The 16,015-nt window shown below is 38.6% G+C and carries 12 protein-coding genes; 11 read left to right on the forward strand and 1 reads right to left on the reverse strand.

All coding sequences use genetic code 11. From position 1 onward, the window contains the following. Positions 1–43: 43 nt before the first annotated feature. From nasC to QF028_RS10035, 6 genes are all read left to right on the forward strand, one after another. The gene (gene nasC / locus QF028_RS10010; RefSeq protein WP_429465063.1) at positions 44–2,191 is read left to right on the forward strand and encodes an assimilatory nitrate reductase catalytic subunit NasC; all 2,148 of its coding nucleotides are present in this window, start codon (positions 44–46) and stop codon (positions 2,189–2,191) included. Positions 2,192–2,282: 91 nt separating this feature from the next. Next, positions 2,283–4,697: a nitrite reductase large subunit NirB gene (nirB, locus tag QF028_RS10015; protein WP_429465064.1), complete on the forward strand. Its 2,415-nt coding sequence runs from the start codon at positions 2,283–2,285 to the stop codon at positions 4,695–4,697. A 30-nt stretch (positions 4,698–4,727) separates the two neighbouring features. Then, on the forward strand, positions 4,728–5,051 hold the full coding sequence (gene nirD / locus QF028_RS10020) for a nitrite reductase small subunit NirD (protein ID WP_429465065.1): 324 nt from the start codon (positions 4,728–4,730) through the stop codon (positions 5,049–5,051). Between the two features lie 22 nt (positions 5,052–5,073). Beyond that, on the forward strand, positions 5,074–5,850 hold the full coding sequence (gene cobA, locus QF028_RS10025) for a uroporphyrinogen-III C-methyltransferase (protein ID WP_429465066.1): 777 nt from the start codon (positions 5,074–5,076) through the stop codon (positions 5,848–5,850). Positions 5,851–6,088: 238 nt separating this feature from the next. Beyond that, a complete protein-coding gene (locus QF028_RS10030; protein WP_429465067.1) occupies positions 6,089–7,333 on the forward strand; it encodes an ATP-binding protein in 1,245 nt (414 codons plus the stop codon). 186 nt (positions 7,334–7,519) lie between these two features. Next, the gene (locus QF028_RS10035) at positions 7,520–8,848 is read left to right on the forward strand and encodes an MDR family MFS transporter (protein WP_429465068.1); all 1,329 of its coding nucleotides are present in this window, start codon (positions 7,520–7,522) and stop codon (positions 8,846–8,848) included. A gap of 69 nt (positions 8,849–8,917) precedes the next feature. Here the strand turns inward: QF028_RS10035 and QF028_RS10040 are convergent, their stop codons facing one another. Further along, positions 8,918–9,430 (reverse strand): gamma carbonic anhydrase family protein, encoded by a 513-nt coding sequence (locus QF028_RS10040; RefSeq protein ID WP_429465069.1) that lies wholly within the window; start codon positions 9,428–9,430, stop codon positions 8,918–8,920. Between the two features lie 322 nt (positions 9,431–9,752). Here QF028_RS10040 and pruA point away from each other — a divergent pair, with 322 nt between their 5' ends. The 5 genes from pruA (at position 9,753) to QF028_RS10065 (ending at position 15,863) form a co-directional block, all read left to right on the forward strand. Next, positions 9,753–11,297 (forward strand): L-glutamate gamma-semialdehyde dehydrogenase, encoded by a 1,545-nt coding sequence (gene pruA, locus QF028_RS10045; protein WP_429465070.1) that lies wholly within the window; start codon positions 9,753–9,755, stop codon positions 11,295–11,297. 78 nt (positions 11,298–11,375) lie between these two features. Next, positions 11,376–12,581: an ornithine--oxo-acid transaminase gene (locus QF028_RS10050; RefSeq protein ID WP_429465071.1), complete on the forward strand. Its 1,206-nt coding sequence runs from the start codon at positions 11,376–11,378 to the stop codon at positions 12,579–12,581. Positions 12,582–12,713: 132 nt separating this feature from the next. After that, the gene (locus QF028_RS10055) at positions 12,714–14,006 is read left to right on the forward strand and encodes a Glu/Leu/Phe/Val family dehydrogenase (protein ID WP_429465072.1); all 1,293 of its coding nucleotides are present in this window, start codon (positions 12,714–12,716) and stop codon (positions 14,004–14,006) included. A gap of 106 nt (positions 14,007–14,112) precedes the next feature. After that, entirely contained in the window at positions 14,113–14,370 is a 258-nt protein-coding gene (locus QF028_RS10060; RefSeq protein ID WP_429465073.1) for a hypothetical protein, read from the forward strand. 122 nt (positions 14,371–14,492) lie between these two features. Beyond that, positions 14,493–15,863, forward strand: a complete 1,371-nt coding sequence (locus tag QF028_RS10065; protein WP_429465074.1) for a sigma-54 interaction domain-containing protein — start codon at positions 14,493–14,495, stop codon at positions 15,861–15,863. The last annotated feature ends 152 nt before the right edge of the window (positions 15,864–16,015 follow it).

Genomic DNA, 16,015 nt, shown 5'->3' on the forward strand with positions numbered 1-16,015 from the left:
AAAGTTAACTATTATGAAAAAAGTGAGAAAAGGGTGAGCTATTTTGACAGAAGCATTTTTAAAGTATTTTCGTACAAAGGAACAAGAAGTGAAATCAGAAAAAAAATACGAGTCTCAATGTCCATACTGCAGTATGCAATGTAAAATGCAATTGATTGAACAATCGATTGTTACGAGAAAAAAGTATATAACCATCGGTAAAGAGAATCCAACCTCAGAGGGGCGTTTATGTATAAAGGGTATGAACGCACATCAACATGCTTTTCATAAGGATCGTTTGAAATATCCATTATTAAAAGTAAATGGAGAATTTGTTCGTGTTTCCTGGGAGACGGCCTTGAATAAAATTAAAGAAAACTTTACTAAAATCCAAGCAGAATCTGGACTGAATGCCTTAGCAGTTTATGGGAGCGCGTCGATCACAAATGAAGAAGCTTACTTATTGGGTAAATTTGCCCGGGTTGCATTAAAAACAAAATACATTGATTATAATGGACGTCTTTGTATGTCTGCGGCTGCTTCAGCGGCGAGTCAAACCTTTGGGTTGGACCGAGGATTCACGAACAGCTTGGCAGAAATTCCATCGGCTCGTTGCATTATATTAGCCGGGACGAATATTGCTGAATGTCAGCCAACGATTATGCCTTATTTTGAAAGAGCAAAAGAAAATGGTGCCTATATTATCGCAATCGACCCTCGTGAAACAGCAACAACGAAAATAGCAGACTTGCATTTAAAACCTAAACCGGGAACAGATGCTGTGTTAGCTAATGGGATATTGAAAGTTATCATTGAAGAAAATTATGTTGATAAGGACTTTATTCAAGAACGTGTGAACGGATTTGAAGAAGTTAGAGAGTATGTATTATCCCTTAATTTAGAAGAAATTGAAGAGATAACTGGCGTTCCAATTGAACTCATTCGCAAAGCCGCAGTAAGGTTTGGTAAAGAAGAAACAGGAATGATATTTACAGCGAGAGGGGTAGAACAGCACACAAATGGCTCGATGACTGTCCGTAATTTACTAAATATTTTGCTTTCTACAGGAAAAATTGGCAAACCGGGCTGCGGTTATGGGGCGATTACAGGACAGGGAAATGGCCAAGGGGCGCGAGAGCATGGCCAAAAAGCAGACCAGCTTCCTGGATATCGGTCGATTGAGAACGAAGAACACCGAGAATATGTGGCCAGTGTTTGGGGAATTAACAAGGACGACCTACCACATAAAGGTGTTTCTGCCTATGAAATGATCGAGAAAATCCATGAAGGTGAAATTCAAGGCTTGTTTCTGATGTGTTCCAATCCGATTGTCTCCAATCCAAATGCACACTTTGTCAAAGAGGCCATTAAAAAATTAAAATTCTTTGTAGCTGTGGATCTGTTTGTTTCAGAAACAGCAAGATTAGCCGATTTAATATTGCCAGCTTCTTCTTATCTAGAAGATGAAGGAACAATGACGAATATAGAAGGACGGGTAACATTACGGGAAGCAAGCTATCCTTGTCCAGGAGAAGTGAAGCATGATTGGCAAATTATTTGTGAAATTGCCCGTGTACTTGGAAAAGAAAAGTATTTTTCCTTTTCATCTGCAGAGGAAATTTTTTCCGAATTAAGAATGGCAAGCCGTGGCGGGAATGCTGATTATTTTGGAATGACCTACGAACGTCTGAGGAAGGAAGGCGGAATATTATGGCCCTGCCCAGCTCCTGACCATGGCGGGACGAAAAGAGTGTTTGAGACATCCTTTGCCCATTCAGATGGAAAGGCAGCGATGGTGGTTGTTCCGAATATTCCTGAGGTTCCAAAAGAACAATTATCTGAAGAGTTTCCACTCTATTTAACAACAGGAAGAGTCATGTCACATTACTTAACAGGAGTGCAAACAAGAAAAAGTCCAGCCTTAGCGGCAAGGAATGTAGAACCATTTATGGAAATTCACCCAGCAACCGCATTAAAATTTCAAATCCAAGATCAATCATTAGTGAAAATCGAATCAAGAAGAGGAAGTGTTGTGGTTAGAAGCAAATGGTCGGAAACAATTCGCCATGATACCATTTTCGTTCCCTTCCACTGGGCCGACTCACAAAATATTAATCTCCTTGTTTCAAAAGAATTGGATCCTGTCTGTAAAATGCCTGGATTTAAAGTCAGTGTTGTAAAGGTAAGTCCAGTTAAGGATTTCTTAAATTAAAATTTCTATGTTAGAAGACCTTACACATTGAGTTAGTTATTGAGTGTACTGTGCTATAGTTTAAGAAACATTCTAAGGGAGGAAACCTAACGTGAATAAGAAAAAGTTGGTTCTTGTAGGTAATGGAATGGCTGGAGTTAAAGCCATTGAAGAGATTTTAAAACTATCTAATGAGTTATTTGAGATTACCATATTCGGAAGCGAACCACATCCGAATTATAATAGAATACTGCTTTCAAAGGTTTTACAAGGTGATACAGAGGTAAAAGACATTACGCTTAATGACTGGGATTGGTACTCAGAAAACAACATTCAGTTGTTTACAAGTGAAACAGTGATCAAAGTTGATCCGATGAAGAAAGTCGTTGTAACCGACTTAGGAAGAATCGAACCGTATGATGAGTTGATCATTGCATCAGGGTCACTCCCCTTTATCCTTCCGATTCCAGGAGCTGAAAAGATAGGTGTAACAGCTTTTCGTGATATAAAGGATACCGAAGTGATGCTTGAGACCTCGAGGAAGTATAAAAAAGCGGCCGTGATTGGGGGCGGATTACTCGGGCTCGAAGCAGCCAGAGGACTTTTAAACCTAGGAATGGATGTTTCTGTTATCCATCTCGCCCCTTATTTGATGGAAAGACAATTAGATCCACAGGCAGGGAAACTATTACAGTCGGAATTAGAAAAACAAGGAATGAAGTTTTTATTAGAAAAACAAACGCAAGAAATTGTTGGAGATGACCGCGTAGAAGGTTTAAGGTTTGGCGATGGAACGGTCCTTGATGCAGACTTAGTCGTGATGGCTGTTGGTATTAAGCCAAATATCGAATTGGCCAAAGTAAGTGGTATTGCTATTAATCGCGGTATTGTCGTGAATGATTTCCTGCAAACGAGTGTTCCTAATATTTACTCTGTAGGTGAGTGTGCCGAACACAACGGATCGGTATACGGTCTTGTAGCACCATTGTTTGAACAAGGAAAAGTATTAGCTCATCACATTTGCGGAGCGAAGACCAATGGCTATCATGGCTCCGTTTTGTCTACACAATTGAAGGTTTCTGGGGTCGAGGTATTCTCTGCCGGAGATTTTATGGAAGGTGAAGGAAAGGAAGCCATTAAAGTCTTTGATGGAAATGACAGCATTTATAAGAAGATCGTGATTCAAGACAATAAAATTGTTGGCGCCGTACTGTTTGGGGATAGCAGTGATGGAAATCGCCTATTTTCGATGATTCAACAGCAAGCAGATGTTTCCTTTACCACGAAGGTATCACTTTTACAGCCTCTTAATGATGACTTTGGGGGCAGTTTAGTAGCTTCCATGAGTGAGGAGGACATTATTTGCGGATGTAATGGTGTAACCAAAGGAACGATTATCCAGGCGATACAGAATCAGGGTTGTTCATCCGTTGATGAAATCAAAGCTTGTACCAGTGCTTCTCGGTCTTGCGGGGGATGTAAGCCGCTTGTTGCAGAAGTGTTACAACATACACTTGGGTCAGCGTATGACGGCACTTTACAGAAAGAAGCGATTTGCAGCTGCACTCATTTTTCGAGAGATGAAATAGTGGAAGAGATTAAATCCAAAGGTTTGACCCATATCAAAGAAGTGATGAATGTTCTTGGGTGGAGTACTGAGGAAGGTTGTTCAAAATGCCGCCCTGCTTTGAATTACTATTTAGGGATGGTCAATCCGATTGAATATACAGACGAAAGAGAGTCTCGGTTTGTCAATGAGCGGATGCATGCCAATATACAAAAGGATGGAACATATTCTGTTGTACCTCGAATGTACGGTGGTGTAACGAATTCACAAGACCTACGACGGATTGCTGACGTGGTAGATAAATATGAAATACCTTTAGTAAAACTAACAGGTGGACAACGGATTGACTTACTCGGTGTAAAAAAGGAAGACTTGCCAAAAGTATGGACTGATTTAGATATGCCGTCAGGATCTGCCTACGGAAAATCACTACGTACAGTGAAAACATGTGTCGGTGAACAGTTCTGCCGTTTTGGAACCCAAGATTCCATGGGTCTGGGAATCGACCTTGAGAAGAAATTTGAAGGACTGCAAACACCTCATAAGGTGAAAATGGCTGTTTCTGCTTGTCCGAGAAGCTGTGCGGAGTCGGGGTTTAAAGATATTGGGTTTATTGGAATTGACGGGGGCTGGGAACTTTATGTCGGCGGGAACGGCGGAACGCATGTACGCGGGGGAGATTTACTATACACCGTGAAAACATCAGAAGAGGCGATGGAAATTACCGGTGCGTACCTTCAATATTACCGAGAAACAGCCAACTATTTAGAACGTACTTCTGCATGGATTGAACGTGTTGGTTTGACCCATGTTCGAACAGTTCTTGATGATAAGGGAAAACGTCAAGAATTAAATAAACGTTTGGATGATGCATTATCTGTTATTAAGGATCCATGGAAGGCGATAACAGAGGATGAAAAAGTAAGAAAAGAATTGTTTGAAAGTGTAGTAATGTCGTAAGAACTTACATTTAAAGGAGGACATCGTCCAATGACAAAGAAAAGCGTAGAAATGATATCAATCGGTTCTGTACGGGATCTTCCAGAACGATTAGGAAAGACTGTTTGTGTCGGGGACAAAGAAGTGGCTGTATTTAAATTATTAAATGGGAGCGTGCGTGCCGTTGAAAATCGCTGTCCACATAAAGGCGGGGTTTTGAGCGAAGGAATGGTAAGCGGTGAATTTGTTTTCTGTCCCATGCATGATTGGAAAATATGTTTGGATAATGGGAAGGTGCAAGAGCCGGATGCAGGCTGTGTGAAAACCTATAGAACCAGAATAGAAGGGGAAGAAGTATTTCTCTTAATCGATTAGTTCAGTAAAATGGAGGTCTTTTATGATTCAAACAAAGGGGAAAGTCTATATTGTTGGAGCTGGTCCTGGTGATCCTGATTTAATTACGGTTAAAGCAGCGAAATGTCTTGAACAGGCAGACGTTATTCTTTATGATCGGTTAGTCAATCCGGTGTTGCTGAAATACGGTAAGAGCGACGCTGAGTTCATCTATTGCGGAAAAGAGCCGGGAAATCATTGTATTTCCCAAGATTCCATCCATCAAATATTAGTTGATAAGGCCTTGGCTGGTAAAACGGTTGTTCGATTAAAGGGAGGAGACCCATTTATTTTTGGCCGAGGCGGTGAAGAAGCGGAAGTGCTGGTTCAAAATGGGCTCGAATTTGAAATTGTACCTGGGATTACTTCTGGTATTGCCGCCCCGGCTTATGCGGGAATTCCTGTCACTCACCGTGAATGGAGTCAATCGTTTGCTATGATTACAGGTCACTGTTTGAGTGGCAAACCTAAAAACATTCGTTGGGACCATCTAGCCCATGGTGTCGATACTCTTGCCATTTATATGGGTGTCAAACATCTTCCTTTTATATGCAGCCAACTTATTTCATGTGGAAAGGAATCTCAAACACCTATAGCTGTAATTGAACAAGGGACAACAGGAAATCAACGGACAGTTGTCGGTACACTTGAGACGATTGTTGAAGTTGTAAATGAAAATCGAATCACAAATCCAGCCATGATAGTCATCGGAGAAGTTGTCAAACTATCCGAGAAACTATCCTGGTTTCCGGAAAGTGTTAACAAAGAGATACTTATATAAAAAAATGAGATTGTAAGAGTTTATAATTAAATATTATAGACTCTTTTTTTGTGATAAAATATGATTTTACAATCAGAAAAAAATTCAAAAATCGTCGAACTAAAGAATATTGCCATTGAAATTTGATGGCTTTTTTTCTTTTTCTCTCCATAATAATAATTAATTGATTTTTATGAAGGATTAAATATAATTATGTAGAATTGCATAACTAAATATACCTAATTAAGAGGGCGGAATAATGAATAAATCGGGTCAAATTATCCTGGTGCTGATTTCGGTTTTATATAGCAGTTTCCAAAAGATTTACGATCATCATCCTTTTTTTTCGATAGACTTTTTTCTTTTTACTCTGATTTCATGGGTAGTGGGTTGGCAATATGATAAAGCACGCTATTATGAAAAAAAGGCACGTGCTAGTGAGGAGAGCTATAAGAAGTTAATAGATTCATTGCCTGCACCCGTCTATATTACAAGTAATCATAGGTTTTTATATGTAAATAAGGCTGCCATGAACATGATTGGTGCTACCAAACTAGAAGATGTAATGGGGAAATCCATTTTTGAATTTATTATTCCAGACTATAAAAGTCGTTTGCTTGAACGTTTTAATCAAATAAAGAAAGAAAAGCTGCCCGTAAACACAATCGAATACAAAGCAAAGCGTTTGGATGGAACACCATTTTTCTTTGAAGTATCTTCCTTGTTTATCGTTTTTGGGGGAAAAGATGCGGTGTTGTCCATTGGCAAGGATATTACTGTAAAAATGGAAGAAACAGAACGTCTACTTCAAAAGTCTGAAAAATTGGCATTATTAGGCCAAATGGCGGCAGGTATAGCCCATGAAATACGAAATCCACTCACATCTATAAAAGGTTTTATCCAACTCTTAAGGACCAGCACTAGGAAAGAGGAATACTTTGATATTCTATTAACAGAGCTTGACCGGATTAATGATATCGTCGGGGAGTTCCTCGTGCTTGCTAAACCGACAGCTGCCGTTTATATGACACGGGATATAAAGATGTTATTAAAGGATGTTGTCACCTTAATTAACAACCAGTCTCTTTTAAATAATGTTCAAATCTTAGTGGAATTTGACAATGATTTGCCGTTGATTAGCTGCGAAGAAAATCAACTAAAACAAGTTTTTCTAAACCTACTTAAGAATGCGATTGAAGCAATGCCTAAAGGCGGCAATATTAATGTATACGTTATGAAAAAAGAAGATGGGAAAATATCGGTACAAATCATTGATCAGGGGGTTGGGATTCCGGAGGAACGGATCTCTACTCTAGGGGAACCTTTTTATACTACGAAGGAAAAAGGAACCGGACTCGGCTTAATGACTTGCTACAAAATTATCGAAGGCCATAATGGGGCACTAAACATTTACAGTAAAATTAACGAAGGAACCACCATTGAAATAATTTTACCAACAATTACTCAGCCATTATTGAAGATGGAAGTGAGCCATTCGTTATGAATGGCTTATTCTATTTATTTGAAAAAATGATAAAATATCATAATAGAGTTAGATGAAAGAGATTAGGAGAGGAATTGTGGGTTCGTTACAATCTAAACAAATGCTTAGTGAAGTTCTTTTTTTAACTATTTTGTTATGTTCATCAAAAGTATAAGGAATTTTAATTAAACTGTGTCGGAGGAATATATGGAAAAGAATAGGTATGTGTTTTGGGGCCTTGTAATATCAACCCTAATATCAGCACTTGATGCAAATATTATGCAAACGGCAAGTCCAACTATAGTGAAACAGCTCGGAGGAATGGAGCTGTTTGCATGGATATTTGTTGTCTATATGTTGGCAAGTACGGTTACGGTCCCGCTTTACGGGAAATTATCTGATATGTATGGTCGGAAAAAGCTGTTAATTATCGCTGTTTCAATATTTACCCTAGGTTCGATTCTCTGTGGAATGGCCAATTCCATTAGTACGCTGATTATTTATAGAGGTGTCCAAGGAATAGGGGCAGGCGGGATGATCCCACTCTCTATGATCATCGTAGGTGATTTGTTTACGATAGAAAACCGCGGGAAAATTCAAGCGGTCTTTAGCAGCATATGGGCAATTTCATCCATCGTTGGACCTGTATTGGGTTCCTTCTTTGTCGAAGCACTAACATGGAGATGGATCTTCTTTATCAATATTCCCATTGGAATTGCAACGGTTCTTTGTATGATTCCTTATAAGGAAAAAATCGAATTTAAAAAGACCCATATCGACTACAAAGGTTTCTTCTTATTTGGGATTTCGATTACGCTATTATTGTTATCTACGAATGTAAAAAATTCTATTTGGTACATTATCCTTGGGATTATCGGTTTGATTGTCTTCATATTGGTGGAGAGGAAAGAAGCACATCCGTTCTTGCCAGTATCATTGTTTAAAAACAAAGGGATCCTCATGACTAACCTTTTCATGTTATTTTACTGTTTGTCCTTTTTTGGAACATCCAACTTTATTCCATTGTATCTCCAAGAAGGAAATGATATGAGTATTTATAAAAGTGGACTAATTCTTCTCAGTATTGCGGTGGGCTGGATGTTTGGCAGTACCCCGGCAGGGAAGTGGATTATACGCTATGGATATAAAAGCTTATTTATCATCGGAAGCTTGATCACAACTGCTTCAGGCTTAGCATTATACCTATTCATCACTGATTTATCTTATATTGGTCTGTTTCTAATCTTAACTATCCAGGGCGTTTCCTTTGGCTTATTATTTGCGGTTGGAACGATCGCTTCCCAAGAATTTGCTGAATCCCATATCAAAGGGATGTCTACTTCGCTGCAAATGTTTCTAAAAAACATTGGGACATCGATCGGGGTTACCATCATGGGACTTATCATCAATCAGGCAGCAAGCATCGTTATTGGAATGAAAAACGTGTTTCTTTATGCCCTTTGTTTGAGCTTAATTACGATTGTACTCAGCTTTGTCATTCCTGCTAAAACAACTGCTTTAAGTGAGAGTAAATAGTTTTAAACTTCATGGTGCCTGACACCCAGCAATTGTTGGTGTCAGGCACCACTTTTTTATTCTTAAGGTTTATTTAAGTATTTCTCTAAACTCTTTTCCCCTTTGGACATAGTGCTCGCTGGACATTTGTAACAAGTCCAGGTCCTTCTGAGTAATTTCGCGGACCACCCTTCCTGGAGAACCCAACACAAGGGAGCGAGGGGGAATTTTTATGCCTCCAGATAGCAACGTATTGGCTCCTATAATACAATCCTCGCCAACTTCTACATTGTCTAAAAGCGTTGAACCCATTCCAATAATACATCGATTGCCGACCTTACAGCCATGCAAAATAACATTATGGCCAATTGTCACATCATCAGCAATTTCGACTGGGAATCCTTCGAATAAATGAATCGTGGAATTGTCTTGAATACTGCAGCGTTCACCTATGATAATTGGCCCGTCATCACCACGTAATACCGCATTAAACCAGACAGATGAATCCTTTCCAATTCTCACATCACCAATTAAATAAGCGCCAGGTGCCACAAAAACTGATTCATCAACATATGGGGAAATTCCTTTGTAAGGGATCATCATATAAATCTCTCCTTTGAAATAACTGAATTATCTTTCTATTAATCTAAATATATCATGAAATCAAAGACAAGATGTCTAATATGTATTTATTCATTTCCAATGAACTCTTTTTGCTCCTTCGATTAAAACAATTTGTATGCACCTATTTAAGTATTGATTTTTTAAAACGCAAAATTTTTTTGCTTTTTTCAATGAATTATATATTTTGCGCAAAATATTTTGGCGCTAATTGAACAAAAAATCCTTTATTCATGCAAAATTAATGTTGGCACGGAACTTGCATAATATTTAACTGTAACAAACGACAAGGGGGAACAAACAATTGAAATCGTATACACATGAACCATTTACAAACTTTGCAGATGAAAAAAATAAACTAGCTTTTCAAGCTGCTCTTGATTACGTTCAATCGCAGTTAGGAAAGGATTATCCAGTTGTAATTGGAGGGGAATCAATTACAACAGAAGAAAAAATTATCTCTATTAATCCAGCAAATACAGGAGAAATCATTGGTAGAGTTTCCATGGCTGATCAAGAGTTAGCAGAAAAGGCTATGCATGCCGCATTAACCACATTTGAAACGTGGAAAAAATGGAAGCCTGAACATCGTGCCAACATTTTGTTCAAGGCAGCAGCAATTATGCGCCGCCGGAAACACGAATTTTCTGCCTATCTTGTCAAAGAAGCCGGAAAGCCATGGAAAGAAGCAGATGCCGATACAGCTGAAGCGATTGACTTCATCGAGTATTATGGCCGTCAAATGCTGAGATTGAAAGAGGGCTCACCAGTACAAAGCCGTGACGGAGAATACAATCAATATAATTATATTCCACTAGGTGTGGGGATTATCATTTCACCTTTTAACTTCCCATTAGCGATTATGGCAGGAACAACAATAGCAGCTATCGTCTCTGGGAATACAGTTCTTCTAAAGCCAGCCAACTCTACACCAGTGGTTGCTGCAAAATTCGTTGAGTTAATGGAGGAAGCTGGACTTCCAAAAGGCGTTTTAAACTTTGTGCCAGGAAGCGGCGCTCAAATTGGAGATTACCTTGTTGATCATCCAAAAACTCGTTTCGTATCCTTTACAGGTTCTCGCGAAGTTGGCTGCCGCATTAATGAACGTGCTGCCAAGGTTCATCCAGGCCAAAAATGGATCAAACGAGTTATTGCTGAAATGGGCGGTAAGGATACCGTAGTAGTAGATAATGATGCGGATTTAGATTTAGCAGCAGCAAGTATTGTCTATTCTGCTTTCGGATTTTCAGGTCAAAAATGTTCGGCAGGATCTCGTGCAGTTATTCATCAGGATGTCTATGATGTCGTACTTGAGAAGGTGGTTGCTTTAACAAGAACACTAACTCTTGGCAACCCTGAAGATGCAAATTCCTATATGGGACCTGTTATTGATGGCAGATCCTTCAAAAAAATCATGAATTATATTGAAATTGGCAAGCAAGAAGGCCGGCTTATGACTGGCGGAGAAGGCGATGATTCTAAGGGTTATTTCATTCAGCCGACGATTTTCGCTGATTTAGATGAAAATGCACGCCTTATGCAGGAAGAAATCTTTGGACCAGTTTTAGGTATTAGTAAAGCACGTGACTTTGATCATATGATGACCATTGCGAATAACACCGACTACGGTTTAACAGGTGCATTGATTTCGAATAATCGTGAGCATATTGAAAGAGCACGTGAAGAATTCCACGTGGGGAATCTTTATTTTAACAGAACTTGTACGGGTGCGATTGTTGGTTATCAACCGTTTGGCGGATTTAATATGTCTGGTACAGATTCCAAAGCAGGCGGTCCTGAATATTTATTGCTACACATGCAGGCTAAAACAACATCTGAAACGCTATAAAAACTACAGCTTAGATGCTTCGATAGGTGGAGGTGGGATTTACTCCACCTGTCGAGGAAATTTGAAGGAGGAACTATAATGACAATAACTGAGACAACTAAAACAAATCAAATTATAGAACAAACAGATAAATTTGGTGCAAATAACTATCATCCACTGCCAATCGTTATTGCAAAGGCAGAAGGAGTTTGGGTGGAAAGTCCAGAAGGAAAACGTTACATGGATATGCTAAGCGCCTATTCAGCGGTTAACCAAGGGCATCGCCATCCGAAAATCATCCAAGCGTTGAAAGACCAAGCCGATAAAGTAACGCTTACTTCTCGTGCTTTTCATAATGATCAACTTGGTCCATGGTATGAGAAAATTTGTAAATTAACCAATAAAAATATGGCACTTCCAATGAATACTGGAGCAGAAGCTGTTGAAACGGCACTCAAAGCAGCACGCCGCTGGGGTTATGATGTAAAAGGAATTGCTGAAAATCAAGCAGAAATTATTGCCTGCGTAGGGAATTTCCACGGCCGTACAATGGGTGCTGTCTCCCTATCATCTGACCCGGAATATAAGCGCGGCTTCGGCCCAATGCTGCCTGGAATTAACTTAATTCCTTACGGTGACCTCGAAGCATTGAAAGCAGCGATCACACCAAACACAGCAGCATTTTTAATCGAGCCAATTCAAGGTGAAGCAGGAATTATTTTACCACCAGAAGGATTTTTGAAAGCGGCATCTGATTTATGTAAAGAAAACAAAGTATTATTTATTGCTGATGAAATTCAAGTAGGCTTAGCACGTACTGGAAAAATGTTTGCATGCGATTGGGAAGATGTAAACCCTGACATGTTGATCCTAGGTAAAGCACTAGGCGGCGGTGTGTTCCCAATTTCCTGTGTAGTTGCTAATTCTGATGTATTAGGTGTGTTCAATCCAGGTTCCCACGGTTCAACGTTTGGGGGTAATCCACTTGCTTGCGCAGTATCGCTTGCGGCATTGGATGTTATTGAAGAAGAAAAACTAGCCGAACGTTCGCTTGAATTAGGTAAATACTTCTTTGAACAATTACAATCTATCGATAATCCAAAAATTAAAACAATAAGAGGCCGAGGTTTATTTATCGGAGTTGAACTTACTGAAGCGGCAAGACCTTATTGTGAGCAGTTAAAAGAAAAAGGTTTATTATGCAAAGAAACACATGATACCGTTATTCGTTTTGCACCACCACTCACCATTACGAAAGAAGAAATCGATTGGGCTTTTGAAAAAATCAATACGGTTTTAAATTAATTTTTAAATAAAGGCTATGTTAAAGCTCATTGTTGATTTTGGCACATGTTGATTGGAGCGGAAATCAACAGCCAATTATTACAGAGCCTAAATAAAAAAACTAATAATCTATTATACGACGGGGTGTCAGTCATGTCTGTTAAAGCGATAGTAACTGAAATGGAAAAGGAACAACAAAAAGAACAAGAATCATTAAATTTATTCAATTCAACCCAAACGATTATTCAACAAGCATTATCAAAATTGGGCTATAATAGCGAAATGTATGAATTATTAAAAGAACCAATCAGATTGTTAACAGTCCGTATTCCAGTAAAAATGGATGATGGTTCTGTCAAAATATTTACGGGCTATCGCTCCCAGCATAATGATGCGGTCGGCCCAACTAAAGGCGGCGTCCGTTTCCATCCTGAAGTGGATGAAGAAGAAGTAAAAGCGTTGTCCATTTGGATGAGCTTAAAGTGTGGAATCACCAATCTTCCATATGGCGGCGGTAAAGGCGGTATCATTTGTGATCCGCGAAATATGTCCTTTAGAGAGCTTGAAGGTTTAAGCCGCGGCTATGTTCGTGCAGTCAGCCAAATCGTGGGACCTTCAAAAGACATTCCAGCACCAGATGTTTATACTAATTCACAAATTATGGCATGGATGATGGATGAGTACAGCCGTTTACGGGAATTTGATTCACCAGGATTTATTACTGGGAAACCAATCGTCCTTGGAGGTTCTCAAGGCCGTGAAACAGCGACTGCCCGTGGTGTAACAATCTGTATTGAAGAAGCAGTTAAGAAAATAGGGAAACAGTTGCAAGGAGCCCGTGTAGTTATTCAAGGCTTTGGTAATGCGGGAAGTTATTTGGCCAAATTTATGCATGATGCAGGGGCTAAGGTTGTGGCTGTATCCGATGTGTATGGCGCAATATACGATCCAAACGGACTTGATATTAATTACTTGCTTGATCGAAGGGATAGCTTCGGTACATTCTCGCAACTATTTAAAAATACGATCACAAACCAAGAGCTACTTGAATTAGAGTGTGATATTCTAGTGCCGGCAGCTATCTCGAACCAAATCACAGCCAAAAATGCTGCCAATATTAAAGCAGCGATTGTTGTGGAAGCAGCGAATGGTCCGACAACACTCGAAGCAACAAAGATTCTAACCGAGCGTGGTATTATCCTTGTTCCTGATATCCTTGCAAGCGCAGGCGGGGTAACTGTATCTTATTTTGAATGGGTGCAAAATAATCAAGGTTATTATTGGACCGAGGAAGAAGTAGAAGAAAAGCTTAAGAAGGTAATGGTTAGCTCGTTTGATAATATCTATCAAACTTCTAAAACACATCAAGTTGACATGCGTTTAGCAGCTTATATGGTTGGAATAAAGAGGGTTGCTGAGGCCTCTCGTTTCAGAGGATGGGTATAAAAGGAGTAGAGTAATCTTTAAATGATTGAAATCTCCCTACAAGGATGGACGGAAAAATCTCTATCTGTTCTATGACTGTACGAAATTAAAAAAGGAGTGACGATAATTGTCAGTAGTGGTGGAAGAAGTTATTTTCAGTCCATGTTCTGGGATCGTGGAAACTGTTTTTACAGAGGAAAACGACCATGTATATGAGTGGGAAAAACTGTTTTTAATTAAAACCCAGAACGGTAGAATTGAAGAGATTTCGATCGGGATCAGCGGGTATATCACATCTTTACCTATAAAGAAGGGCCAAGAAGTTACTACTCAAACAGTCCTAGCAACCATCCAAGATGATTTGTTAATTACAGGATCTGATTAAGGAATTCGATATACTTTTAAAAAACTCTTTCCGTTTATTTGGAAAGAGTTTTTGCATTAGTGCCGCCTAGTGGTAAAATATTGTCTATCTAATGATTAAGCCTTGGGATAGGAGGTTGAATTTTGAATATAAATTTGAAGGATTTTCAACAATTAACGGATTATGACAATGTTTTAGTTGTAGATGAAAAAGGGATTATTATCTTTAATGATTTAGCGGATTTAAATGTACTAAAAGAAATCGGACTTAGACCTGAAGAATTTATGGGAAAGCATGTAACCTCCTCTTATAAAAACCTTTCTGATGAAAATAGTACCATTATGAACGTTTTAAAAAATGGAAAAGCGGTATGCAATGTAAAACAAGAACTAATCATGAAAAATGGAAATCTATTTGTTACGATAAATTCTACCTATCCAATTAAAGATAATGAAAAAATAATTGGGGCAATTGAATTCTCAAAACACTTTTATACAAAAGAAAACATCCAATCCTTGGACAAATTTGCAAGTCATAAGGTTTATCGAAGAAACAATACCATCTACACCATTGACAATATCATTAGTGTCAATCCAAAGATGGAAGCAATTAAAAATAAAATTAAAAAAATTGCTATGACCAACTCAACGGTTTTGATCAACGGTAAAACAGGCACAGGAAAAGAAATGATTGCACAGTCGATTCATAATTTGAGCGATCGATATGGAGGACCATTTATTTCACTAAACTGTGGTGCAGTTCCGCCAAACCTATTAGAAAGTACTTTGTTTGGCACGGTAAAAGGGAGCTTTACTGGTGCGATCGCTATGACAGGATTATTCGAACAAGCTGAAGGCGGCACATTGTTTTTAGATGAGATTAATTCCTTAGATTTTTATCTTCAAGTAAAACTTCTTAAAGCTATTGAAGAAAAGGTGGTTAGAAGAATAGGTGGAGATAAAAATATTAGTGTCGATATTCGAGTGATTTCAGCAACGAATGAGGACCCAGATGTTTTAGTTGCAGAAAAACGGTTAAGAGAGGATCTTTTTTATCGATTGGGAGTTGTCCAGATTGATTTACCAACCTTAGCGGAGCGAAAAGAGGATATTGAGAAGCTGCTCGAATATTATATCGATTTTTATAACAATAATATGAATATTTATATAGAAGGGTGCCAGCCTGAGGTTATTGAGTGTTTCCATCGGTATCCTTGGCCGGGGAATATAAGGGAATTAAAAAATGCGGTTGAAACGGCATATAATAATGTTTCTACCAATCATATCACGATAGAGGATATTCCAAAAAGAATGAGGGAATATCACGAATCTCCTACAAGTGATCAAATGGATAATAAGGTCGAATCCTTAAAAGAAGCGGTAGAACAATTTGAAAAAGAACTGATAATGAAAGAACTTAGCAGCAAGAATGGAAAATTAACAGAAACGGCCAAACAATTGGGTCTATCGAAACAACTATTAAAATATAAAATCGAAAAGTACCAACTAGGATAAACAGTCATGTGATATCAATGAAAAACAAAATGGGACGGCCATGGATTGTATAAAATCTGTGGCTGTTTTTTTGATTCAAATGAAAAACTAGTTACTTGTCGCTAAAAATATTTTACGAATAAGTAAAAATTTTTACACTAAAAAGAAAGATA

Origin of the sequence: Neobacillus sp. B4I6 (genome assembly GCF_050434045.1) — a bacterium.
In the GTDB taxonomy this organism is placed as follows: Bacteria; Bacillota; Bacilli; order Bacillales; family Cytobacillaceae; genus Neobacillus.